A 23,580-nucleotide genomic window follows, 5' to 3' on the forward strand; every position below is an offset into this window, starting at 1 on the left:
TGCACGAACGTATTATTACTCGTGTAGGCAAGGAAGCTTGTTCTTTTCTTTATGATATAATACGAGGGGTGAGAATAGAAAAAGGAGTTTTCTTGTATGGAATCGAAGAAGTATCAAGCCTTTTGGCGTGGGGCTATTATATTAACAATCGCAAGTTTTGTTACAAAGGTATTAAGCGCTTTTTACCGTATTCCATATCAAAATATAGCGGGTGATATTGGTTTTTATATTTACCAACAAATTTATCCGTTTTATGGATTTTGTTTAATTTTAGCTACTTATGGGTTCCCCATTATAATTTCAAAAATGGTTGCGGAACGATTAGAGCGAGGGAAACAACAAGAAGCAGAAGAAATTATCTGTGTATCTTTTTGGTTTTTATTAGGAATTGGTTTCGTAGGCTTTTTTACATTGTTTTTTGGTGCCGAAACAATTGCAGCAGCCATGGGTGATATACACTTAGATAAGTTATTACGTGTTATTTCATTTTCATTCATATTGATGCCGTTTTTATCTGTAGCAAGAGGATATTTTCAGGGGTTCAATAATATGATGCCAACAGCTGTTTCGCAAGTGATAGAACAAACAATACGTGTTTCTATTATTGTATTTTTATCTCTATTCCTAATTGCTCGCGGATTTGATTTATATACAGTCGGTGCAGGTGCTATGTTAGGTTCAATCGCAGGCGGACTAATTGGGATTATCGTACTTGTACTTTATATGCGTCATGACTTTCGTTCTATATTTTTCAAGAGTGTAAAGAGAATTAAGGGAAAAAAGAGGATCATTAAAATTCTGTTTTGGCAGGGATTGGCGATTTGTGTTAGTAACTTAGTACTTATTTTTATACAAATGGCTGATTCCATTTCCTTCTATTCCTTACTTATTGGGGCAGGAGAGCAAGCTGAAAGTGCAAAGGTATTAAAAGGTGTTTACGACAGAAGTATCCCGCTTATGCAATTAGGTACTGTCGTGACAACTTCTTTCTCATTGTCACTTATTCCAATTATTACAGCGGCGAAGGAAAGAGGAGATCTTTCCTTTATTCGAGAAAAGGTAAAGTTAGCAATGAAAATAACATTTGTTATTGGATTTGCAGCTGCCATTGGATTAACTTGTATTATTCAGCCTACGAATATTATGTTGTTTGAAAATAGTGATGGGTCAGATGTTTTATCCATTTTATCTTTATCTATTTTATTTAGTTCATTGTCGATTACAACTGCTTCTATTTTGCAAGGGTTAGGACAAACATTAAAACCAGCAATATTCGTTATATTTGGGGGTTGTTTAAAGTTAGTTTTAAATTATACATTAATGCCGTATTTTGGTGTGAAGGGAGCTGCAATTGCAACACTAGTTGCGTTAATTGTAATTTCTGTGCTAAATAGTGCATTACTTATGCAAGCTGTATCCGAATCGCTTATCGATAAGCGTAATATGTTAGGTGTAGTTATTAGTGGTATCGGTATGGGGTTTGTATTAATAATATTTATACGTTTGATGCAAATGTCTGGATTAGTAATTGATACAAGGCATAGAGGAATTGCAACACTTGAGGCATTGTTAGGTGTAGCTATCGGTGGATTAACATATGTGTTTTTAATTTTAAAATTACGTGTATTTACAAAAGCGGAAATAGGAACCGTTATGAAAAAAGAGAAAAAAGAAGGTTCATTGAAGAAGAGTGGATAGAGGTGGCAGGTTGTGAGTGGAATCATTACTATTTTAGGATTAGGTGCTGGTGAGTTAGATCAGTTAACGATGGGTGTATATCGAAAAATAAAAGAAGCAGATCACATGTTTGTTAGAACGAAGGAACATCCCGTTATAGAAGAGTTGGAGAAAGAAGGTATACAATATACAGCCTTTGACAGTGTATATGAAGCGCATGATACATTTGAAATTGTATATGAAACAATCGCGAATACATTGTTAGAACAAGCTGAAGGCACAGAAATCATCTATGCCGTGCCAGGGCATCCGCTTGTAGCGGAAAGAACGGTTCAGCTACTGTTGGAAAAAGGTGAAGTAGCGAATGTTGAAGTGCGCATTGAAGGTGGACAAAGTTTCCTTGATCCCATGTTTGCGAGTCTAAAGATTGATCCGATTGAAGGATTCCAATTAATTGACGCCACATCATTTGAAAGAGGACAATTAGAATTACGTCAACATTTAATCTTTTGCCAAGTATATGACGCATTCGTTGCATCTGATGTGAAATTAACATTAATGGAGATGCTATCAGATGATTATGAAGTGTATATCGTAACAGCTGCAGGGACTTCATTTGAACAACTTAAAAAGGTGCCGTTGTACATGTTAGATCATGAAACAGAGTTGAATAATTTAACGAGTGTATATGTACCACCAGTTAAAGAACGCGCGTCCTTGTATCAACAGTTTGATGTGCTTAGAGAAATTATTGCAGACCTTCGTGGACCGAATGGTTGTCCGTGGGATAAAAAGCAAACACATCAATCTTTAAAGAAGTATTTAATTGAGGAAGCTTATGAAGTGTTGGAAGCAATTGATGAAGAGGATGATGATCACTTAGTAGAAGAACTGGGTGATATATTATTACAAGTTATGTTGCATGCTCAAATCGGGGAGGATGAAGGTTGGTTCTCTATAGATGATATTATTCGAACTTTATCTGAGAAAATGGTTCGCCGCCACCCGCATGTATTTGGGAATACGGATGTAAATAATGCCGATGAAGTAATTGCCAATTGGGAAGAAATTAAAAAACAAGAAAAAGGATTCGTGAAAGAATCTGTTTTAAATGGGGTTCCAAAAAGTTTGCCACAGTTACTACGCGCCTATGAAATCCAGAAAAAAGCTGGCAAAGTTGGTTTCGATTGGGTTGATGTACAACCGATGATAGAGAAAGCCTTAGAAGAATGGCAAGAGTTCCAACAAGAAGTTACAAATATGGATGAGGCGAAAATGTTAGGTGAATTTGGCGATTTACTATTTGCGTTTGTGAATATAGCTCGTCATTATAAAATAGATCCCGAAGAGGCGTTACGTTCAACGAATGAGAAATTCGTCGGTCGTTTCTTATACATGGAAGCAAAGGTAGCTGAAATGAATAAAGAGATGCAAGATTTATCATTAGAGCAGTTAGACGTTTTATGGGAAGAGGCAAAACAAACAGAGCGTTAATAGGGGGATTTGATATGCGTCTAGATAAGTTTTTGAAAGTATCACGTTTAATTAAAAGAAGAACATTAGCGAAAGAAGTAGCTGATCAAGGAAGAATATCAATTAATGGTCAAGTGGCAAAAGCGAGTTCAGATGTAAAAGTAGCTGATGAATTAACAATTCGTTTTGGTCAAAAAATAGTAACTGTAAAAATAAACGAATTGAAAGAAACGACTAAAAAAGAAGATGCAGCAAATATGTATAGTTTAGTTCGCGAAGAAAAAGTAAAGGCTGAAGAAGGCTTGTTCTAAAATCAATTATCCCTTCATACATTACTATTAGCTAGTATAAATCTATGGGGGGATTTACGTGGATAATGGTTACTCACCTATGTCTTCTAATCAACAAAATGTTTCGGTAGAGCATGATATTATTATGCGTGGCAGGCGTGTAATTGATATTACCGGTGTAAAGCAGGTAGAGAGTTTTGATAGCGAGGAGTTTTTACTTGAGACCGTAATGGGTTTTTTAACAATTCGTGGTCAAAATTTGCAAATGAAAAATTTAGATGTAGAAAAAGGTGTTGTATCGATTAAAGGGAAAGTTCATGAGATGCTGTATATTGATGAGAATCAAGGGGAGAAAACTAAAGGATTCTTTAGTAAGTTGTTTAAATGAGCCTAACAATTCAGTTGTATACGATGCTCTCAATGATCGGAATGGGTGCTTGGATTGGAGCGTCTTTAGATACATACCAACGATTTTTAAAGCGGCAAGAACGTAAACGTTGGCTTGTATTTATACATGATATACTATTTTGGATTGTCCAAGCATTATTCGTTTTTTATGTACTGCTTCTTGTAAATGAAGCTGAACTACGTATATATGTATTTTTGGCATTATTATGTGGTTTTGCGGCATATCAAAGCTTATTGAAAGCAATATACATGAGACTGTTAAATTTTCTCATCTATATTTTTATGCAAACAACACACTTTTTTGTTCAAATTATAAAGCTACTCATGATAAAACCTGTTATTATTATAGCGCAGCTATTTATTGCATTTATATTATTCTTATTTCGTATACTGCTTTCAATTGGACATGTGTTATGGAAAATGGTGATTTGGATATTACTTTTCATATGGAAAGTTTTTTTCTGGCCTGTTCGATTTATTGCTTCGCTCATATGGAAACTTCTCCCTAATCGTGTTAAACTTTTTATAATGAAACATGTAGGGTTCCTGCAATATATAGCAAAATTGAAGGGACACATCTTCCAATTATGGGGGCGTATAAAAAAGAAGTTAGGGGGACCTCGGAAATGAGGGAACTGAGACAAAGAACAATCGAAAAACAGAGTCCAAATCCTGTTAAAGAGCATATAATACAAACGGATGAGAACAGGAAGCGACTTTATCGCCGTTTAGCGGTTTTTCTTGTCTTTGCTTTTACAATTATTGCGAGTATTAGTGTAACGTTTTATCAACAAAACAGTTCCATTAGAGCAAAAGAAGCAAAAGTTAAGGACATGAAAAAAGAACTGGATTCATTAACGAATAAAGAAAAGAGTCTAAAAGACGAAGTTCAAAAGTTGAATGATGAAGAGTACGTATTAAAGATTGCTAGAAGGGATTATTTCTTCTCTGGAAAAGGGGAGATAATTTTTCCTGTTTCTAAGTAGAGTATGTCTTATTGACACTATATTTTAGGATTATATATAATAAAGTAAAATTTGACTTTTTAACCACTAAGGAGGAGCATTTTTTTTATGTCAATCGAGGTAGGCAGCAAGTTACAGGGTAAAGTAACAGGTATTACAAATTTTGGGGCTTTTGTGGAGCTGCCAGAAGGCTTAACGGGTCTTGTTCATATTAGTGAAGTTGCTGATAATTATGTGAAAGATATTAACGATCACTTAAAAGTGGGCGACCAAGTAGAAGTAAAAGTTATTAACGTTGAAAAAGATGGTAAGATCGGTCTATCTATTAAAAAAGCGAAAGAGCGTGAAAAAACAGAAGGAGATCGTCCACGTGGTGAATACCAACGCGGTGGCGGTGGCGATCAACAACGTTCTGGACGTCCACAACGTAATCGTTCTTTCAACAGAGATAACCGTGGCGGCGGTAACGAACGAGCTCCAAAAGAAACATTCGAGCAAAAGATGGCACGCTTCTTAAAGGACAGTGAAGATCGTTTAACTTCTTTAAAGCGTAACACAGAATCTAAACGTGGTGGCCGTGGCGCACGTCGCGGATAATAAGAACGTTTAATTCTTAGCATATAGAGAGGTACCCAGGGCGATTGCTCGGGGTGCTTTTTTATATGTGAAAATATATTTTTAAAAAAGTTTTCAATATGTGTTGACTTTAAAATATATCTGAGGTAAGATACTAATTGTCCGTTAAATAAGACGACATGGCGGTGTAGCTCAGCTGGCTAGAGCGTACGGTTCATACCCGTGAGGTCGGGGGTTCGATCCCCTCCGCCGCTATATTTAATTTAACGGCCCGTTGGTCAAGTGGTTAAGACACCGCCCTTTCACGGCGGTAACACGGGTTCGAATCCCGTACGGGTCATCCTAAAAAGATCATGCAAATTTGCATGATCTTTTTTTGTTAAATAAATTAAGACATACAACACTTCTACAAAATCACCCTATATTTTCTGAATGTTCAATTAAAATAGTGAGAATAAATTACATACCGTGTATATATGTAGAGTTATTTCGAATAAAAAGTCGAACGATTATAAAAGTGAAAACTGTTGTTTTGACAAAAATCCCAATAATCATCTTTTATAATGACAGTAATTAAACTATGCAGGTGGTGTTAAAAATATGCCTAAAGCAGGAAGGAATACTATGAATACAAGTGCATTGGCAATGAATGAGAGTCAGCTTGGAGCAGTAAAGTGGACGAGTAAGTTGCGAATGAAGTTTGAACAGGTTTTCTTTAGATGGGGATTTATTATTGTTGTTATTGGTTTTCTTTTGGGACGAGCATATATATTAACAAACATTTTACCGTTTGCACTGCCGTTTTTTGCCGCTGTTTATGTTATGAAGCGGGATAAAATGCCGCTCGCGTTCTTGGCTCTTATGGGGGGCGCACTTTCAGTTTCGATAGATAATTTATTCTTTACCTTTGCATCTATTTTTACTTTCTTCATTTATAATATCTTCTTTAGTCGGTTTACACGTAAAACTGTTGGACTTGTTCCATTCCAAGTATTTATCTCCGCATTAACCGCACATTTAGTTGTCGTATATTTCGCGCAACAAACTGTCACCATGTACGATTTACTCGTTAGTACGATTGAGGCAGGGCTTAGCTTCGTATTAACTATGATATTTTTACAAAGTGTTCCGCTTTTAGTAGAACGAAAAGGTAAACAACAAGCGCTAGAGACAGAAGAAATTGTTTGTTTAATTATATTACTAGCATCTGTTTTAACAGGGACAACAGATTGGTTTGTATATGACGCTTCTATTCAACATATTTTTACTAGGTATTTAGTGCTCGTGTTTGCATTTATTGCGGGGGCTGCTACAGGATCTACAGTGGGGGTCGTCACTGGATTAATATTAAGTTTAGCCAATGTCTCCAGTTTGTCTCAACTTAGTCTACTTGCTTTTTCTGGGTTGCTTGGTGGTTTGTTAAAAGAAGGGAAGCGTTTAGGTGTTAGTTTAGGTTTATTAATTGGGACGAGCTTGATTACGCTATATGTAGACAAGCAAACAAACATTGTGACAACTTTAATTGAATCTGGTGTGGCGATTATGTTCTTCTTATTAACACCGAAACTTGTTATGGATCGTATTGCTAAATTCATGCCAGGCACACAGGAACATTCGCAAGATCAACAACAGTATTTAAGAAGGATGCGTGATGTTACAGCGAATAAAATTAATCAATTTGCCAATGTATTTGCTGCTTTATCTAATAGCTTTTCTGTATATGGATATGTGGAGGAGGAAGATAAAGAGACAGAAGCGGATTTGTTCTTAAGTACAATTACTGCAAAAACATGTCAAACATGCTTTAAAAAGGACCAATGCTGGGTAGTTAATTTCGACAAAACGTACGATTATATGAAACAAATAATGAGTGAAACGGAAGAGGGGACGTTGCAGCATAATCGGAAGTTAGTTCGTGAATGGGACAAGCATTGTGTGAGAGGGAAGAAAGTGACGGATTTAGTAGCGGGTGAATTAGATCACTTCTATGAAGGACAAAAATTACGAAAACAAATGAAAGAAAACCGTAGAATAGTAGCGGAGCAACTATTAGGTGTATCAAAAGTTATGGAGGATTTTGCTAAGGAGATCCAAAGAGAACGAGAAAATCATCAAGTGCAGGAAGAACAGATTATGCAAGCGTTTCGTGATTTTGGCGTAGAAGTAGAGCATGTTGATATATATTGTTTAGATAGAGGAAGTATTGATATTGAAATGTTGATTCCAGTTGCATCTAATGAACATGGAGAATGTGAAAAGTTAGTTGCGCCGATGCTTTCTGACATTCTAAAGGAAAATATTGTTGTTAAACATGAAGAAAAATCTTCTTATCCGAACGGCCACAGCTTAATATCATTTGGTTCGGCAAAAACGTATTCTCTTGATACTGGGTTGGCCACAGCTGCAAAAGGCGGTGGGTTTGTTTCTGGTGACTCTTATGCGATGATGGATTTAAGTGTTGGTAAATATGCGCTTGCAATTAGTGATGGTATGGGAAATGGGCAAAGAGCTCATATGGAGAGTAAAGAAACGGTAAAATTATTACAAAAAATACTTCAATCAGGCATTGATGAGGAAATAGCGATTAAATCTATCAATTCTATTCTTTCTTTAAGAACAACAGAAGAGATGTTTACGACGTTAGATTTAGCTATGGTGGATTTGCGGGATGCGAGTGCGAAATTTTTAAAGATTGGATCGACGCCGAGTTTTGTTAAACGCGCGAATAATATTTTGAAAATTGAGGCAAGTAATTTGCCGATGGGCATTATTGAGGATGTTGAAGTTGATGTAGTAGGTGAACAATTAAAAACGGGCGATATCCTTATTATGATGAGCGATGGGATTTTCGAGGGAGCGCAACATGTAGAAAATCATGAACTATGGATGAAACGAAAAATTAAAGAATTACAAACCGAAGATCCGCAAGAAATTGCTGATATCATTATGGAAGAGGTGATTCGCTCTTGTGATGGTTATATAAATGATGATATGACTATCGTTGTGGCGAAAGTGAAGAAAAATATGCCGAAGTGGGCTACGATTCCAATTGTAGGAATGCAGGCACAATAAATTTTAAGTGTGATGTTTCTTTATCACTGTTTCTTTCTAAAAACCTAGGTGGATGCCTAGGTTTTTTTACTTTAAAAGATAATGTTATTACTTTTGTGAATATGTACGGATGATGTAAGATAAAAATGTAATTTTTGTATATCTTTTTTTTGCACAATGTTTGTAAAAGTTGTACCATTATAAACAAGGTAACTAACGTTGCTGTTCTTGTTTAATGAAAGGTGATTACGAAGTTGAAAGATACATTTGTTGAAAAGGTAGATGACTTTGTAAAGCAGCATGATGTATTAAAGGAACGTTCAACAATTGTTGTAGGGGTTTCTGGTGGTCCTGACTCTTTGGCTCTTCTATATTATTTGTTAGAAAAAAGAGCAGCAAAACAGTTCGAAATTGTAGTGGCACATGTGGACCATATGTTTAGAGGTGATGAATCTCATGAGGACCTACAGTTTGTGCAGGACCTTTGTAAAGGGCTGGGAGTTATTTGCGAAGCGATAAGGATTAATGTGTCGCAATATCAACAGCAACACGGAATGAATGCACAGGTTGCTGCTAGAGAATGCAGATATGCATTTTTGGAAAGAATAATGAAGAAATATGATGCGAGATATGTAGCTCTTGGACATCATGGTGATGATCAAGTAGAGACGATTTTAATGCGCCTTGTACGAGGGAGTACTCCGAAAGGATATGCAGGAATTGCAGTGAAGCGTCCTTTTCATAATGGATATTTAATTAGGCCGTTACTTGGAGTAACGAAGGAAGAGATTGTTGATTACTGTAATAAGCTAAAAATAATTCCCCGTATAGATCCAAGTAATAAAAAGGAAGTATATACAAGGAATCGATTACGCAAATATGTTCTTCCTCATTTGAAAGAAGAAAATTCACAAGTGCATGAGAAATTCCAAAAATTTAGCATGCAGATGCAAGAGGATGAGGCGTATTTGCAGGAATTAGCTTTTGAGAAAATGAATAAAGTAATTACAAAAAAAAGTGATAAACAAATTAGCTTATCAATTCCTGCCTTTGAATCCATGTCTATGCCTTTACAAAGAAGAGGGATTCAACTAATATTAAACTATCTTTATGAATATAAGATTCCATCTTCTCTTTCCTCTATACATATTGACAAAGTGATCGAGTTTTTTAAGCGGACACAACCTTCGGGTTCACTTGATTTCCCAGGTGATTTAAAAATTGTTCGCGCATACGAGGAGTGCAGCTTTGGATTTAAACAAGAAATTGTTTCTCCTTTTTTACAAGATTTATCAGTGCCCGGGACAATTACGCTATCGAACGGGGATAAGCTTGTAACAGAGGTGAGCGAAGACATACCAAGTAACATGAATGAAACAGTATTTGTTGCTAAGTATAATGATATATCATATCCACTTCGTATTCGTTCTAGAGAAAATGGAGATCGCATGTCAATACAAGGTATGAATGGCACAAAAAAGATAAAAACTATTTTTATCGAAGCAAAAGTACCAAGAGAAAAAAGAGAAGAATGGCCGGTCGTTTGTGATGCAAGTGGGAATATTATTTGGGTACCCTTGTTGAAGCGATCTGCATTTGCTATCTCGAAAGAGGCGGCAAAGAAGGATAAATATATGATTATTCACTACAAAAGCAAGGAGTCTTCCGGGAGGATAATGAAATGATGAATCAAGATATCGAAAAAGTATTAATTTCTGAAGAACAAATACAAGAAAAGGTGCGCGAATTAGGTGCGGTTATTGCAGAGGATTATAAAAACACAATACCTCTTGCGATTGGTGTATTAAAGGGCGCAATGCCATTCATGGCAGATTTATTAAAGAGAACAGATACATATCTTGAAATGGATTTTATGGCTGTATCTAGTTACGGTCACTCTACTGTTTCAACAGGCGAAGTGAAAATTTTAAAAGACCTTGATACTTCTGTAGAGGGTCGCGATATTTTAATCGTTGAAGATATTATTGATAGCGGTCTTACGCTAAGTTACTTAGTAGACCTATTCAAATATCGTAAAGCGAAGTCTGTAAAAATTGTTACGTTATTAGATAAGCCGACAGGCCGTAAGGTAGATTTGAAAGCGGATTATGTTGGGTTTACTGTTCCACATGAATTTGTTGTAGGGTATGGATTAGATTATAAAGAGCAGTACCGTAATCTTCCTTATGTAGGAGTATTAAAACCAAGTGTTTACTCAAATTAATTAAATACAGGCGTCACAATTGTATAGGAAAGTTTTTCTATGTTACGATTTACTATAGTGTTTATGCCGTGAGAGGAGGTTAGGAATGAATCGTATCTTCCGTAATACCATCTTTTATTTACTGATATTCCTAGTAGTAATTGGAATCGTGAGCTATTTTAATGGTTCGACACAAAAAACGACATCAGTTAGCTACGATAAATTCATTACTAAACTAGAAAAAGGTGAAGTGCGTAATGTGCAACTTCAACCGAAAAATGGTGTATTTGAGGTAAAAGGACAATTTAACAACTCTAGCCAAGGAGAACAATTTGTTACTTATGCACCAAATACTGAGGAATTACAAAAGAAAATTAATGACAAAGCGCAAGGTGCTGAAGTTAAGTATCAACCAGCAGAAGAAACAAGTGCTTGGGTAACGTTCTTTACTTCAATCATTCCGTTTGTCATTATCTTCATTTTATTCTTCTTCTTATTAAACCAGGCTCAGGGCGGCGGTAGCCGTGTTATGAACTTCGGGAAAAGTAAGGCGAAGTTATATAATGACGAAAAGAAAAAAGTTCGTTTCAGAGATGTTGCTGGAGCGGATGAAGAGAAACAAGAGCTTGTTGAGGTAGTTGAATTCTTGAAAGATCCTCGTAAGTTCGCTGAAGTTGGTGCCCGTATTCCGAAGGGTGTTCTATTAGTAGGACCTCCAGGTACAGGTAAAACTTTACTAGCACGTGCCGTTGCAGGTGAGGCAGGCGTTCCATTCTTCTCTATCAGTGGTTCTGATTTCGTAGAGATGTTCGTCGGTGTCGGTGCATCACGTGTACGTGATTTATTCGAAAATGCAAAGAAAAATGCTCCTTGTATCATTTTCATTGATGAAATTGATGCAGTAGGACGTCAACGTGGCGCAGGTCTTGGTGGTGGCCATGATGAGCGTGAGCAAACGTTGAACCAATTACTTGTTGAAATGGATGGATTCGGTGCAAACGAAGGTATTATTATCATCGCTGCAACAAACCGTCCTGATATTCTTGATCCAGCGTTATTACGTCCAGGTCGTTTTGACCGTCAAATTACAGTAGATCGTCCAGATGTAAATGGCCGTGAAGCTGTGCTGAAAGTACATGCTCGTAATAAACCGCTTGATGATCATATCAACTTAAGAGCAATTGCAACTCGTACACCAGGGTTCTCTGGTGCGGATCTTGAAAACTTATTAAACGAAGCTGCTTTAGTGGCTGCGCGTCAAGATAAGAAGAAAATTGATATGAGTGACATTGATGAAGCAACGGATCGTGTTATTGCAGGTCCAGCTAAGAAAAGTCGTGTTATCTCTGAAAAAGAACGTAATATCGTTGCATTCCATGAAGCTGGCCATACTGTAATTGGTGTTGTCCTTGATGAAGCAGATATCGTTCATAAAGTAACAATTGTCCCTCGTGGTCAAGCTGGTGGATATGCAGTAATGCTTCCGAAAGAAGATCGTTACTTCATGACAAAACCAGAGTTACTTGATAAAATCACTGGTTTACTTGGTGGTCGAGTAGCTGAAGAGATTGTGTTTGGTGAAGCAAGTACAGGTGCTCACAACGACTTCCAACGTGCGACTGGTATTGCAAGACGTATGGTTACGGAATTCGGTATGAGTGATAAGCTTGGACCGATGCAATTCGGTAGCTCACAAGGTGGTCAAGTGTTCTTAGGAAGAGACTTCCATTCAGAACAAAACTACAGTGATGCAATTGCACATGAAATCGATGTGGAAATGCAAACTATTATAAAAGAATGTTATGCTCGCGCGAAACAAATTCTTACTGAAAAACGTGATAAGCTAGATATTATTGCGAAAACGTTACTTGAAGTAGAAACGTTAGATGCAGAGCAAATCAATCATTTATATGATTACGGCAGATTGCCAGAGCGTCCAACATCTTCAGATGATGTGAAAGTAAACATCAATATGAAGAAGGACGATGAAGAATCAGAAGATAAGTAAGAGGTGAAGGAGTGACGATGGTCACTCCTTTTTTTATTTGTGGAACGAAATGAAGTAGAAAAAAATTTAAGTAAATCTGGTATTAAAAATTGAAATAGAGCGTAATCTTTTTGTAAAATGATGAGGATAGAAAAGCTGATTATATAAGTATGTGTGATATGATGTTTTTATAAGTTTTATACATACTGCACAAATATAGATTAAATAAGATAAGTGGTGAGAATATGATTTTTGTATTGGATGTAGGGAACACAAATGCTGTGCTAGGCGTGTTTGAAGAGGGGGAACTTCGTCAACATTGGCGCATGGAAACAGATCGTCATAAGACAGAAGATGAATATGGAATGCTTGTAAAGCAGTTGCTTGAGCATGAAGGTCTTTCGTTTGAAGATGTGAAAGGTATTATCGTGTCTTCAGTCGTACCACCAATTATGTTTGCATTAGAGCGCATGTGTGAAAAGTATTTTAAAATTAAACCGCTTGTAGTAGGTCCTGGAATAAAAACGGGGCTAAATATTAAATATGAAAATCCACGTGAAGTAGGCGCGGACCGAATTGTAAATGCGGTAGCAGGAATCCACTTGTATGGAAGTCCGCTTATTATTGTCGATTTCGGTACGGCTACTACATATTGTTATATTAACGAAGAAAAGCATTATATGGGTGGGGTTATTACGCCGGGAATTATGATTTCAGCAGAGGCTTTATATAGTAGAGCGGCAAAACTTCCTCGTATTGAAATTACAAAACCAAGCAGTGTTGTTGGAAAGAATACGGTAAGTGCAATGCAATCTGGTATTCTTTATGGTTATGTTGGACAAGTGGAAGGTATTGTTAAGCGTATGAAAGAGGAAGCTAAACAAGAACCGAAAGTTATTGCAACAGGTGGATTGGCGAAATTAATTTCAGAAGAATCGAATGTAATTGATGTTGTAGATCCATTTTTAACATTAAAAGGTTTGTATATGTTATACGAGCGTAATGCAAATTTACAGCATGAGAAAGGTGAATAAATGAGTATGAAAGATTATTTAGTAAAAGCGTTAGCATTTGATGGAGAAGTGCGTGCATATAGTGTACGTACTACAAACACAGTAAGTGAGGCGCAAAGACGTCATGATACATGGAGAACAGCTTCGGCGGCACTTGGTCGTTCTTTAACTGCAGGTACAATGATGGGCGCGATGTTAAAAGGTGACCAAAAGTTAACGATTAAGGTAGAAGGTAATGGTCCGATTGGTCCTATCTTAGTAGATGCTCATGCAAATGGGGATGTACGTGGTTATGTAACGAATCCACATGTTGATTTTGAAGGAACGGAACAAGGGAAATTACGTGTATATCAAGCGGTAGGTACTGAGGGATTTGTAACAGTAATTAAAGATATTGGTATGCGTGAGCCGTTTATTGGTCAATCTCCAATTGTTTCAGGAGAATTAGGGGAAGACTTCACGTATTATTTTGCAGTTTCTGAGCAAACACCTTCTTCTGTAGGAGTTGGCGTTCTTGTAAATGGAGATGACAGCGTATTAGCGGCAGGTGGATTTATCCTTCAAATTATGCCAGGTGCACAGGAAGAAACAATTTCATTCATTGAAGATCGTTTGCAGAAGATTCCTCCTGTATCAACGTTAATTGAACAAGGGCTTTCTCCAGAAGAGTTACTGTATGCAGTTCTTGGAGAAGATAAAGTAAAAGTATTAGAAGTGATGGATGTTCAATTTAATTGCACATGCTCACGCGAACGTATTGAGAGTGTGTTAATTAGTTTAGGTAAAACAGAGTTAGAGCAAATTCGCGAAGAAGAAGAAGAGACAGAAGTTCATTGTCATTTCTGTAATGAGCGATACAAGTTCTCTAAAGAAGATATTACAAATTTAATTGAGAGTTTGTAATAAGGGAAGTGAGGGAATCCATCCTCTAAATAGATTGACAAACAGGGAATTTTCTGACAAAATCTAAATATAGATAAAACCAATAAAAATACTCGGTGTTAGGAGTGACAGGAATGCGAGTGGCACAATCAGTTTCAGAATTAATCGGGAAAACGCCGATCGTTAAGTTGAACCGCATCGTAGAATCAAACAGCGCAGATATATACTTAAAATTAGAATTTATGAATCCAGGGAGCAGTGTTAAAGATCGTATTGCATTAGCTATGATTGAAGATGCTGAAAAAAAAGGATTATTAAAAGAAGGCGATACAATCATTGAGCCAACAAGTGGTAACACGGGAATTGGTTTAGCGATGGTAGCGGCCGCTAAAGGATATAAGGCAATTTTAGTAATGCCAGAAACAATGAGTATTGAGCGTCGTAATTTATTACGTGCTTACGGTGCGGAATTAGTATTGACTCCAGGGCCTGAAGGAATGGGTGGAGCAATTCGTCAAGCGACTGAATTAGCAAAAGAGCATGGCTACTTTATACCACAACAGTTCAAAAACCAATCGAATCCAGAAATTCATCGTTTAACAACAGGGCCAGAAATTGTTGAACAAATGGGTGACCAATTAGATGCGTTTATTGCAGGTATTGGTACAGGTGGAACGATTACTGGTGCTGGTGAAGTGCTGAAAGAAGCGTATAAAGATATTAAAATTTATGCAGTAGAACCTGCGGATTCACCAGTACTATCTGGTGGGAAACCGGGTCCACATAAAATCCAAGGAATTGGGGCGGGATTCATCCCAGAGACATTGGATGTAGAGGTATATGATGAAATTGTTCAAGTAAAAGCAGAGCAAGCATTTGAATATGCAAGAAGAGTGGCTAAAGAGGAAGGTATTTTAGTGGGTATCTCTTCTGGAGCAGTTATTTATGCAGCAACAGAAATTGCGAAAAAGTTAGGTAAAGGGAAAAAGGTACTTGTTATTATCCCAAGTAACGGTGAACGTTATTTAAGTACACCGCTTTATCAATTTGAGTCTTAATTATATGTGATTGAAAAAGCATCCTTGAAAAGGATGCTTTTTCTTTTTGGATTGGAAATAGGAAAAGAGTGAATGACTAGAAAACTTCATGTAAAATAAGAGGTAATATAATTAATTTATTTTCACTAGCCTTCGAGTATAACCACTTTATATACATAACGAATGTATTTTGAGGTGGTTAATCTAAGAGGGTGGGATAAAAGAAGACGGGGTGTTGATATGCAACGAAGAAAATCTGTAGCGCTTTCTATTCCATATCAGTTAGATTTCTTTAAGCAGTATAAATTTCTTTCTAAGGATAAACCGCAACATATTTTGTTAGAGAGTGGACGTGGCGGTCGTTATAACATTGTGGGGTTGAACCCAGTAGCGGTAATCCGAGGGAAGGGTGAAACGTTACATATAAGCGAAAGTGGTAAGGAAACAATAAAACAAGGAAACCCATTAGATTTAATGCAGGAATATATGGAGCGATGGAAAACGGATTATAATCCGGAATACCCTCCATTTCAAGGTGGTGCAATTGGTTACTTTAGTTATGATTGCATCCGTTATATTGAAAAACTCCCTTCCCATGCGGAGGATGACATTAATATACCTGATATATTCTTTTTATTATTTGATGATGTGTTTGTTTATGATCAAAAAGAAAAAGTATTATGGATTATTACACATTATGTAGATAAGCATGAAGAGGCAAAAGAGCGATTAAATGAATGGAAGATTCTTTGGGCGACAGAAGCGCCAGAAGTCAATATATCTTTTGCATGCCCTGAAGAGAAAAGTGAAACAGTTGCTTTTACAGAAGAAAGCTTTATGAAGGCGGTTGAATGTATTCAAGAATATATTGGGGCTGGTGATGTGTTCCAAGTAAACTTGTCGACAAGGCAAGAAAGAACGTTACAAACACACCCACTAGAAATCTATACAAGTCTTCGTGAGATTAATCCATCTCCATATATGGGTTACTTGGAGCTCGGGGATTTTCAAATTGTTAGTGGATCGCCAGAGTTGCTAATTAAGAAAGAGGGAACCGAAGTAAGTACAAGACCGATTGCTGGAACGAGATCTAGAGGGGCGAATGAGCAAGAGGATGAAGAATTAGCAAAAGAATTAATTGAGAACGAAAAAGAAAGAGCAGAGCACGTCATGCTTGTGGATTTAGAACGAAATGATTTAGGGCGTGTTTGTAAATATGGCACTGTAGAAGTAGATGAATTTATGGTAATTGAGAAATACTCACATGTTATGCATATTGTTTCTAATGTGCGTGGTGAGGTGGAAGAAGATAAAGATGCTTTTGATTTAGTGAAGGCTGTATTCCCTGGGGGAACAATTACTGGTGCTCCGAAAATACGTACGATGGAAATTATTGAAGAATTAGAACCTGTTCGCCGAGGGATTTATACAGGTTCAATCGGGTGGATCGGTTATTCTGGAGATACAGAATTGAATATTGTAATTAGAACACTGCTTGCTAAAGATGGAAAAGCACATGTACAAGCAGGAGCGGGAATTGTAATTGATTCGAATCCGGAAAATGAATATAAAGAGTCGTTAAAAAAGGCGATTGCTTTATGGCGTGCAAAAGAACGTAGCGAAGAAACGGTTAGGTGAGAGAAATGATATTAATGATTGATAATTATGATTCTTTTACATTTAATTTAGTGCAGTTTCTTGGAGAACTTGGACAAGAGCTTGTTGTTAAACGTAACGATGAAGTGACTATTTCAGATATTGAGAATATGAAACCAGACTTTTTAATGATTTCGCCAGGTCCGTGTAGTCCTAATGAAGCAGGTGTTAGTATGGAGGTTATTCAATACTTTGCTGGAAAGATTCCGATTTTTGGGGTTTGTCTTGGACATCAATCCATTGCACAAGTGTTTGGCGGAGAGGTTATACGTGCGGAGCGCTTAATGCATGGGAAAACGTCGCTTATGCATCATGACGGAAAGACGATTTTTTCGGATATCCCTAATCCGTTTACTGCGACACGTTATCATTCCCTTATCGTTAAGAAAGAGACGTTACCTGATTGCTTAGAGATAACATCTTGGACAGAAGAAGGGGAAATTATGGCGCTCCGTCATACAACATTACCGATTGAAGGTGTACAGTTCCATCCAGAATCAATTATGACTTCCCACGGGAAAGAGTTGTTGCAGAATTTCATTCGTAAATACAGCCCAAGTGTGACATCGTGTTAATTTACGTAAATGGTGAGTATGTAGAAGCAAGTGAAGCGAGAATTTCTCCTTATGATCATGGTTATTTATATGGTCTTGGAGTTTTTGAGACATTTCGTATTTATAATGGTCATCCTTTCTTATTGGATGATCATTATGACCGTTTAATAGATGCGCTGGATACATTGCAAATTAAATGGACAATGACGAAAGATGAAGTACTGCTTATTTTGAAGAATTTACTCGTTAAGAATGAATTAGAGCATGCATATGTACGTTTTAATGTATCAGCGGGTATAGATGAAATTGGATTGCAAACGGAAATGTATGAAGAGCCGTCTGTTATTGTTTTTATAAAACCTTTAGCAGCCCCTGAAGATGTAGTGGAAAAAGAAGGGGTTGTTTTAAAACAAGTGCGAAATACACCAGAGGGTGCGTCTCGCTTAAAGTCTCATCATTATTTAAATAACATTTTAGGAAAACGTGAAATTGGAAATGTTGTGAATAAGGAAGGTATTTTCCTTACTGAAACAGGTTATGTTGCAGAGGGTATTGTTTCGAATCTCTTTTTCGTGAAAGGTGATATTTTGTATACACCTTCGCTAAAAACAGGGATTTTAAATGGTATCACTCGTGCGTTTATTATAAAGGTTGCTGAAGAGCTGGGCATCGAAGTAAAGGAAGGTTTCTTTACAAAAGATGAATTACTTTCAGCTGATGAAGTCTTTGTAACAAACTCGATTCAAGAAATTGTCCCGCTTTATCATATAGAGGGACGAGATTTCCCGGGTAAAGTAGGTATGGTTACAAAAAGGTTTATGAGTCTTTATGAAATGCAGAGAGAGAAATTGTGGAGCAGAAATGAATTGAGAAGAGGAGATGTGTAGTTTGAAGTGGGATTATGATTTACGCTGCGGCGAATATACATTGAACTTAAATGAAAAAACTTTAATTATGGGGATTTTAAATGTAACACCAGATTCGTTTTCTGATGGTGGGAGTTACAACGAGTTAGAGGCTGCGGTGCGCCATGCGAAAGAAATGCGAGATGAAGGTGCTCATATTATTGATATCGGCGGTGAATCTACTCGCCCGGGTTTTGCTAAAGTATCGGTGGAAGAAGAAATAAAGCGAGTTGTTCCGATGATTCAGGCGGTTGCAAAAGAAGTGGAATTGCCTATTTCTATCGACACGTATAAAGCTGAAGTTGCAAAACAAGCAATCGAAGCGGGCGCTCATATTATTAATGACGTTTGGGGAGCGAAGGCGGAACCGAAAATCGCTGAAGTTGCAGCTCATTACGATGTACCTATTATCTTGATGCATAATCGCGATAACATGAATTACCGCAATTTAATGGCTGATATGATTGCTGATTTATATGAAAGCATCAAAATTGCTAAAGATGCTGGCGTAAGAGATGAGAATATCATTTTAGACCCAGGCATCGGTTTTGCTAAAACACCTGAACAAAATTTAGAAGCGATGCGTAATTTAGAACAGTTAAACGTACTGGGTTATCCAGTTCTCTTAGGTACTTCAAGAAAGTCCTTTATTGGACATGTGTTAGATTTACCGGTAGAGGAACGTCTTGAGGGAACAGGAGCTACCGTTTGTCTCGGCATTGAAAAGGGTTGTGAGTTTGTTCGTGTTCATGATGTGAAGGAAATGGCACGTATGGCTAAGATGATGGATGCGATGATTGGTAAGGGGGTAAAGTAATTGGATAAAATTTATGTTCATGATATGGAGTTTTACGGTTATCATGGTGTATTCCCAGAGGAAAATAAATTGGGTCAGAGATTTAAAGTGGACTTAACGGTGGAGTTGGATTTGAAACAGGCAGGAGAAAGTGATGACTTAGAGCATTCTGTCAATTATGGAGAGCTTTTCGAGTTATGTAGAAAAGTTGTTGAAGATAGAACGTATAAGCTTGTAGAGAGTATCGCTGAAAATATTGCTGCAGATATATTAAAACAATATGAGAGCATTTTCCGTTGTACAATTAAAGTAATTAAACCAGATCCGCCGATACCTGGGCATTATCGTGCTGTAGCGGTGGAAATTACGAGAGAACGTCCATGAATAATATAGCTTACATTGCATTAGGTTCAAATATCGGAGAACGTTATACGTATTTAACTGAAGCGATTCAGTTTTTAAACAAAAACCCGTATATCCAAGTTAACGATATTTCATCTGTATATGAAACAGAGCCAGTTGGCTATACTGACCAAAGTTGCTTTTTAAATTTAGTTATAAAAATTTCTACCAATTTATCACCGCAAGAATTATTGAAAATTACACAAAGAGTAGAGAATGATTTAGGAAGAAAAAGGGAAATTAGATGGGGTCCGAGGACCATCGACCTTGACATTTTACTATATAATCAAGAAAATATTGAAGCAGAGAATCTTATTGTTCCGCATCCGCGGATGTTCGAAAGAGCTTTTGTTATCGTTCCGTTGTTAGAGATTAATCAAGATATAAAACAAAACATTTCACGTTCACAAGTAGAAGAAATGAAAAGGCGAGAGGGAGTAACGGTATGGAAGCAGAAAAATGGGGAAGACGCATTCGTGCTTTTCGAAAGCTAAAAGGTTATACACAAGAAGGTTTTGCGAAAGAGTTAGGGGTATCTGTATCTGTTTTAGGTGAAGTTGAGAGAGGGAATCGATCGCCTTCCCAAGATTTTGTAGTGGAAGTTGCTAAGGCATTAAAGGTTTCAGTGGAGGAATTAATGCCGAAGTGACTATGAAGGAAGGAGTAAGTCGAGTGTTAAAGATTGCAAATATTGAGATGAAAAACCCGGTTGTATTAGCACCGATGGCGGGAGTGTGTAACTCTGCATTCCGTTTGACAGTAAAAGAATTTGGTGCAGGTTTAGTTTGTGCTGAAATGGTAAGTGATAAAGCGATATTACTTAATAACAAAAGAACATTAGATATGTTATATATTGATGAAAGAGAAAAGCCATTAAGTTTACAAATTTTTGGTGGAGAGAAAGAAACTCTTGTAGATGCTGCGAAATACGTAGATAAATATACGACAGCAGACATTATTGATATTAATATGGGTTGCCCAGTACCGAAAATCATTAAGTGTGACGCGGGAGCAAAGTGGCTTTTAGACCCAAATAAAATATATGAAATGGTAGCGGCGGTTGTAGATGCTGTTGAAAAGCCGGTTACAGTTAAGATGCGTATTGGTTGGGATGCAGATCATATTTTTGCAATTGAGAATGCAAAAGCTGTTGAGCGTGCTGGCGGACAAGCAGTAGCAGTTCATGGACGTACACGAGTACAAATGTATGAAGGGAAAGCGGATTGGGATATTATTAAACAAGTAAAGCAAGCTGTAAATATCCCGGTTATCGGAAATGGTGATGTCGAAACGCCACAAGATGCAAAGCGTATGCTTGATGAAATTGGTGTAGACGGTGTTATGATTGGTCGCGCTGCCCTTGGGGACCCGTGGATGATTTATCGTACGGTAAAGTATTTGGAAACAGGTGAATTAATGCCGGAACCGACAGTGCGTGAGAAAATTGACGTATGTATGTTGCATCTAGATCGTCTTATCGATTTAAAGAACGAAAATGTCGCTGTAAGAGAGATGAGAAAGCATGCAGCTTGGTATTTAAAGGGTGTTCGTGGTAATGCAACTGTACGTAATGGTATTAATGCTTGTAATACGCGTGAGGACCTTGCGAATGTATTAGGTGCATTTGTAGAAGAAGTAGAAGCGAAACAACAAACAATTCACGTTGGTTAATAATAGATAGGGAAGATTGACATTCTTCTATACACTTCCTATAATTACGTGAAAGAAAGAAGAACTGCCAGCTAGTTGCTGGCAGTTTTTCTAGTTGAGTAGAAAATGCTATACTGTATATATTGTAAAAATTAATAGAGCTGGAGTGATATCAATACCATGGATAACATGAACCACGAAGAATTAAACGACCAATTGCTTGTTCGTCGTGAAAAGTTACATAACTTACGTGAGCAAGGAATCGATCCGTTTGGTAAACGATTTGAACGTACAAATGCAACAAATGACTTATTAAGCTTATATGGAGAGTTCTCTAAAGAAGAATTAGAAGAGAAAGAAATCTCTGTTTCTATCGCTGGTCGTATTATGACAAAACGCGGTAAAGGAAAAGCTGGATTTGCACATATTCAAGATTTACATGGACAAGTTCAAATTTATGTTCGTAAAGATGCTGTTGGAGATGAAGAGTACGAATTGTTTAAAACAGCAGATTTAGGTGATTTAGTAGGTATTGAAGGTAAAGTGTTCAAAACGAACGTTGGAGAACTTTCGGTGAAAGCAACGGGCTTTACACTATTAACGAAATCTCTTCGTCCATTACCGGATAAATATCATGGATTAAAAGATGTTGAACAACGCTACCGTCAACGTTACTTAGACTTAATCACAAGTATGGAAAGCCGTGAAACATTCGTTACTCGCAGTAAAATCATTCGTGAAATGAGAAGATACTTAGATGACAATGGTTATCTTGAAGTGGAAACACCTATGATGCATGCAATTGCAGGTGGAGCTTCTGCGCGTCCTTTCATTACGCACCATAATGCGTTAGATATGGAATTATACATGCGTATCGCAATTGAACTTCATTTAAAACGCCTTATTGTGGGTGGATTAGAAAAAGTTTATGAAATCGGTCGTGTATTCCGTAATGAGGGTGTATCAACTCGTCATAATCCAGAGTTTACAATGATTGAATTATATGAAGCGTATGCTGATTATAAAGATATTATGAAACTAACAGAAAATATGGTTGCGCATATTGCGAAGCAAGTACTAGGTACAACAACAATCCAATATGGTGATTATGAAATTAATCTAGAACCAGAATGGACACGTCTTCATATGGTAGATGCAATCAAGGAACATTCTGGAGCAGATTTCTGGAATCCAATGAGTGTAGAAGAAGCGCGTGAACTTGCAAAAGAACATAATGTAGGTATTAAGGATACGATGGAAGTTGGTCATATTATAAACGAATTCTTCGAACAAAAAGTAGAAGATAAATTAATCCAACCAACATTTATTTACGGTCATCCGGTAGAAATTTCGCCACTTGCGAAAAAGAATGACGAAGATCCACGATTCACAGATCGTTTCGAATTATTTATCGTTGCACGCGAACATGCAAATGCATTCACGGAGCTAAATGATCCGATTGATCAAAAAGAACGCTTTGAAGCGCAATTAAAAGAGCGCGAACAAGGTAATGATGAAGCTCACATGATGGATGATGATTATATTGAAGCTCTTGAGTACGGTATGCCTCCTACAGGTGGTCTAGGAATTGGTATTGATCGTCTTGTTATGTTGTTAACGAATGCACCATCTATTCGTGATGTATTATTATTCCCTGCTATGCGTCATAAACAAGACTAAGCTTTGGAGATTTCTCCAAAGCTTTTTTTATTTGAGTATGAGCTACGTAGGGATAGTAGCTCTTGATGGTGCGAGAAATTATATTTATATAGAAGAAATGTGCTGTTTTTATACTTTTTTACTAAGTTAAAAATTTTATTAGAAAAACTATTGCATTTTAATAATCAAACTGGTATATTTATATTCGTTGCCACGAAAGGTAACAAGCAAAACAAACGAAAAACAACTTATTGAAAAAAGTTGTTGACGAAAATATAACGAAATGTTATATTAATAAAGTCGCTTCTGAGCGGCAGATAAGTTCTTTGAAAACTGAACGAAACAAACAACGTGAAACGTCAATTTTTATTTTTAGATGCTAGACAAACTAACTTT

At 37.0% G+C, this 23,580-nt stretch carries 23 protein-coding genes and 2 tRNA genes; all 25 read left to right on the plus strand.

Features of this window, described 5'->3' with window-relative positions:
• Positions 1-96: 96 nt before the first annotated feature.
• The 25 genes from JDS82_RS27290 to lysS all read left to right on the plus strand — a co-directional run bounded on the left by JDS82_RS27290 (position 97) and on the right by lysS (position 23,205).
• Positions 97-1,698, plus strand: coding sequence for a putative polysaccharide biosynthesis protein (locus JDS82_RS27290; RefSeq protein ID WP_000444150.1), 1,602 nt, complete (start codon positions 97-99; stop codon positions 1,696-1,698).
• Positions 1,699-1,710: 12 nt separating this feature from the next.
• Positions 1,711-3,171, plus strand: coding sequence for a bifunctional methyltransferase/pyrophosphohydrolase YabN (gene yabN / locus JDS82_RS27295; RefSeq protein ID WP_199714239.1), 1,461 nt, complete (start codon positions 1,711-1,713; stop codon positions 3,169-3,171).
• Positions 3,172-3,185: 14 nt separating this feature from the next.
• Positions 3,186-3,461, plus strand: a complete 276-nt coding sequence (locus JDS82_RS27300) for an RNA-binding S4 domain-containing protein (RefSeq protein WP_001234876.1) — start codon at positions 3,186-3,188, stop codon at positions 3,459-3,461.
• Between the two features lie 58 nt (positions 3,462-3,519).
• Positions 3,520-3,828 carry a sporulation protein YabP gene (gene yabP / locus JDS82_RS27305; RefSeq protein ID WP_000368630.1) on the plus strand — a complete coding sequence of 103 codons (309 nt, stop codon included), beginning with the start codon at positions 3,520-3,522 and terminating at the stop codon, positions 3,826-3,828.
• Positions 3,825-4,478: a spore cortex biosynthesis protein YabQ gene (yabQ, locus tag JDS82_RS27310; protein ID WP_000059764.1), complete on the plus strand. Its 654-nt coding sequence runs from the start codon at positions 3,825-3,827 to the stop codon at positions 4,476-4,478. Before yabP ends, yabQ begins: the two co-directional genes overlap by 4 nt.
• Complete coding sequence (gene divIC, locus JDS82_RS27315) at positions 4,475-4,834, plus strand: cell division protein DivIC (RefSeq protein WP_001208737.1); 360 nt, start codon at positions 4,475-4,477, stop codon at positions 4,832-4,834. Before yabQ ends, divIC begins: the two co-directional genes overlap by 4 nt.
• A gap of 87 nt (positions 4,835-4,921) precedes the next feature.
• Positions 4,922-5,410: a S1 domain-containing RNA-binding protein gene (locus JDS82_RS27320; RefSeq protein ID WP_000021454.1), complete on the plus strand. Its 489-nt coding sequence runs from the start codon at positions 4,922-4,924 to the stop codon at positions 5,408-5,410.
• Positions 5,411-5,570: 160 nt separating this feature from the next.
• Positions 5,571-5,644 (plus strand) — tRNA-Met (locus JDS82_RS27325).
• Positions 5,645-5,657: 13 nt separating this feature from the next.
• Positions 5,658-5,729 (plus strand) — tRNA-Glu (locus JDS82_RS27330).
• Positions 5,730-5,989: 260 nt separating this feature from the next.
• Entirely contained in the window at positions 5,990-8,461 is a 2,472-nt protein-coding gene (gene spoIIE, locus JDS82_RS27335) for a stage II sporulation protein E (RefSeq protein WP_001123543.1), read from the plus strand.
• A 233-nt stretch (positions 8,462-8,694) separates the two neighbouring features.
• The gene (tilS, locus tag JDS82_RS27340) at positions 8,695-10,125 is read left to right on the plus strand and encodes a tRNA lysidine(34) synthetase TilS (protein WP_199714240.1); all 1,431 of its coding nucleotides are present in this window, start codon (positions 8,695-8,697) and stop codon (positions 10,123-10,125) included.
• Positions 10,122-10,664 carry a hypoxanthine phosphoribosyltransferase gene (gene hpt / locus JDS82_RS27345; protein ID WP_000981845.1) on the plus strand — a complete coding sequence of 181 codons (543 nt, stop codon included), beginning with the start codon at positions 10,122-10,124 and terminating at the stop codon, positions 10,662-10,664. The genes tilS and hpt overlap by 4 nt, the downstream gene beginning before the upstream one ends.
• Before the next feature lie 85 nt (positions 10,665-10,749).
• Positions 10,750-12,651: an ATP-dependent zinc metalloprotease FtsH gene (gene ftsH, locus JDS82_RS27350; protein WP_001079657.1), complete on the plus strand. Its 1,902-nt coding sequence runs from the start codon at positions 10,750-10,752 to the stop codon at positions 12,649-12,651.
• A gap of 224 nt (positions 12,652-12,875) precedes the next feature.
• Positions 12,876-13,664, plus strand: a complete 789-nt coding sequence (locus JDS82_RS27355) for a type III pantothenate kinase (protein WP_000578367.1) — start codon at positions 12,876-12,878, stop codon at positions 13,662-13,664.
• A 6-nt stretch (positions 13,665-13,670) separates the two neighbouring features.
• Positions 13,671-14,546 carry a redox-regulated molecular chaperone HslO gene (gene hslO, locus JDS82_RS27360; RefSeq protein WP_033658948.1) on the plus strand — a complete coding sequence of 292 codons (876 nt, stop codon included), beginning with the start codon at positions 13,671-13,673 and terminating at the stop codon, positions 14,544-14,546.
• 113 nt (positions 14,547-14,659) lie between these two features.
• Entirely contained in the window at positions 14,660-15,583 is a 924-nt protein-coding gene (gene cysK / locus JDS82_RS27365; RefSeq protein WP_001261726.1) for a cysteine synthase A, read from the plus strand.
• 219 nt (positions 15,584-15,802) lie between these two features.
• Positions 15,803-17,200 carry an aminodeoxychorismate synthase component I gene (pabB, locus tag JDS82_RS27370; protein ID WP_199714241.1) on the plus strand — a complete coding sequence of 466 codons (1,398 nt, stop codon included), beginning with the start codon at positions 15,803-15,805 and terminating at the stop codon, positions 17,198-17,200.
• A 5-nt stretch (positions 17,201-17,205) separates the two neighbouring features.
• Entirely contained in the window at positions 17,206-17,793 is a 588-nt protein-coding gene (gene pabA, locus JDS82_RS27375) for an aminodeoxychorismate/anthranilate synthase component II (protein ID WP_199714242.1), read from the plus strand.
• Complete coding sequence (gene pabC, locus JDS82_RS27380) at positions 17,787-18,659, plus strand: aminodeoxychorismate lyase (protein WP_000909864.1); 873 nt, start codon at positions 17,787-17,789, stop codon at positions 18,657-18,659. Before pabA ends, pabC begins: the two co-directional genes overlap by 7 nt.
• Positions 18,652-19,494: a dihydropteroate synthase gene (gene folP / locus JDS82_RS27385; RefSeq protein ID WP_080345367.1), complete on the plus strand. Its 843-nt coding sequence runs from the start codon at positions 18,652-18,654 to the stop codon at positions 19,492-19,494. Before pabC ends, folP begins: the two co-directional genes overlap by 8 nt.
• Positions 19,495-19,857: a dihydroneopterin aldolase gene (folB, locus tag JDS82_RS27390; protein WP_000358076.1), complete on the plus strand. Its 363-nt coding sequence runs from the start codon at positions 19,495-19,497 to the stop codon at positions 19,855-19,857. It abuts the gene before it with no gap.
• The gene (folK, locus tag JDS82_RS27395) at positions 19,854-20,369 is read left to right on the plus strand and encodes a 2-amino-4-hydroxy-6-hydroxymethyldihydropteridine diphosphokinase (protein ID WP_001059453.1); all 516 of its coding nucleotides are present in this window, start codon (positions 19,854-19,856) and stop codon (positions 20,367-20,369) included. The genes folB and folK overlap by 4 nt, the downstream gene beginning before the upstream one ends.
• Positions 20,321-20,524, plus strand: a complete 204-nt coding sequence (locus JDS82_RS27400) for a helix-turn-helix domain-containing protein (protein WP_000387029.1) — start codon at positions 20,321-20,323, stop codon at positions 20,522-20,524. Before folK ends, JDS82_RS27400 begins: the two co-directional genes overlap by 49 nt.
• Before the next feature lie 23 nt (positions 20,525-20,547).
• Complete coding sequence (dusB, locus tag JDS82_RS27405; RefSeq protein ID WP_000912237.1) at positions 20,548-21,546, plus strand: tRNA dihydrouridine synthase DusB; 999 nt, start codon at positions 20,548-20,550, stop codon at positions 21,544-21,546.
• 159 nt (positions 21,547-21,705) lie between these two features.
• On the plus strand, positions 21,706-23,205 hold the full coding sequence (gene lysS / locus JDS82_RS27410) for a lysine--tRNA ligase (RefSeq protein ID WP_000369672.1): 1,500 nt from the start codon (positions 21,706-21,708) through the stop codon (positions 23,203-23,205).
• Positions 23,206-23,580: the final 375 nt, after the last annotated feature.

Source organism: Bacillus cereus group sp. N14 (assembly GCF_016483555.1).
GTDB classification, from domain to species: domain Bacteria; phylum Bacillota; class Bacilli; order Bacillales; family Bacillaceae_G; genus Bacillus_A; species Bacillus_A wiedmannii.

Excerpts from the sequence above, each read along its gene's own strand:
- JDS82_RS27320 (WP_000021454.1), top strand. The coding sequence starts at position 4,922 with ATGTCAATCGAGGTAGGCAGCAAGTTACAGGGTAAAGTAACAGGTATT.
- hpt (WP_000981845.1), top strand. The coding sequence starts at position 10,122 with ATGATGAATCAAGATATCGAAAAAGTATTAATTTCTGAAGAACAAATA.
- JDS82_RS27300 (WP_001234876.1), top strand. The coding sequence starts at position 3,186 with ATGCGTCTAGATAAGTTTTTGAAAGTATCACGTTTAATTAAAAGAAGA.
- JDS82_RS27400 (WP_000387029.1), top strand. The coding sequence starts at position 20,321 with ATGGAAGCAGAAAAATGGGGAAGACGCATTCGTGCTTTTCGAAAGCTA.
- lysS (WP_000369672.1), top strand. The coding sequence starts at position 21,706 with ATGGATAACATGAACCACGAAGAATTAAACGACCAATTGCTTGTTCGT.
- hslO (WP_033658948.1), top strand. The coding sequence starts at position 13,671 with ATGAAAGATTATTTAGTAAAAGCGTTAGCATTTGATGGAGAAGTGCGT.
- folP (WP_080345367.1), top strand. The coding sequence starts at position 18,652 with ATGTGTAGTTTGAAGTGGGATTATGATTTACGCTGCGGCGAATATACA.
- pabA (WP_199714242.1), top strand. The coding sequence starts at position 17,206 with ATGATATTAATGATTGATAATTATGATTCTTTTACATTTAATTTAGTG.
- JDS82_RS27290 (WP_000444150.1), top strand. The coding sequence starts at position 97 with ATGGAATCGAAGAAGTATCAAGCCTTTTGGCGTGGGGCTATTATATTA.
- JDS82_RS27355 (WP_000578367.1), top strand. The coding sequence starts at position 12,876 with ATGATTTTTGTATTGGATGTAGGGAACACAAATGCTGTGCTAGGCGTG.
- spoIIE (WP_001123543.1), top strand. The coding sequence starts at position 5,990 with ATGCCTAAAGCAGGAAGGAATACTATGAATACAAGTGCATTGGCAATG.
- folK (WP_001059453.1), top strand. The coding sequence starts at position 19,854 with ATGAATAATATAGCTTACATTGCATTAGGTTCAAATATCGGAGAACGT.
- pabB (WP_199714241.1), top strand. The coding sequence starts at position 15,803 with ATGCAACGAAGAAAATCTGTAGCGCTTTCTATTCCATATCAGTTAGAT.
- yabQ (WP_000059764.1), top strand. The coding sequence starts at position 3,825 with ATGAGCCTAACAATTCAGTTGTATACGATGCTCTCAATGATCGGAATG.
- divIC (WP_001208737.1), top strand. The coding sequence starts at position 4,475 with ATGAGGGAACTGAGACAAAGAACAATCGAAAAACAGAGTCCAAATCCT.
- ftsH (WP_001079657.1), top strand. The coding sequence starts at position 10,750 with ATGAATCGTATCTTCCGTAATACCATCTTTTATTTACTGATATTCCTA.
- cysK (WP_001261726.1), top strand. The coding sequence starts at position 14,660 with ATGCGAGTGGCACAATCAGTTTCAGAATTAATCGGGAAAACGCCGATC.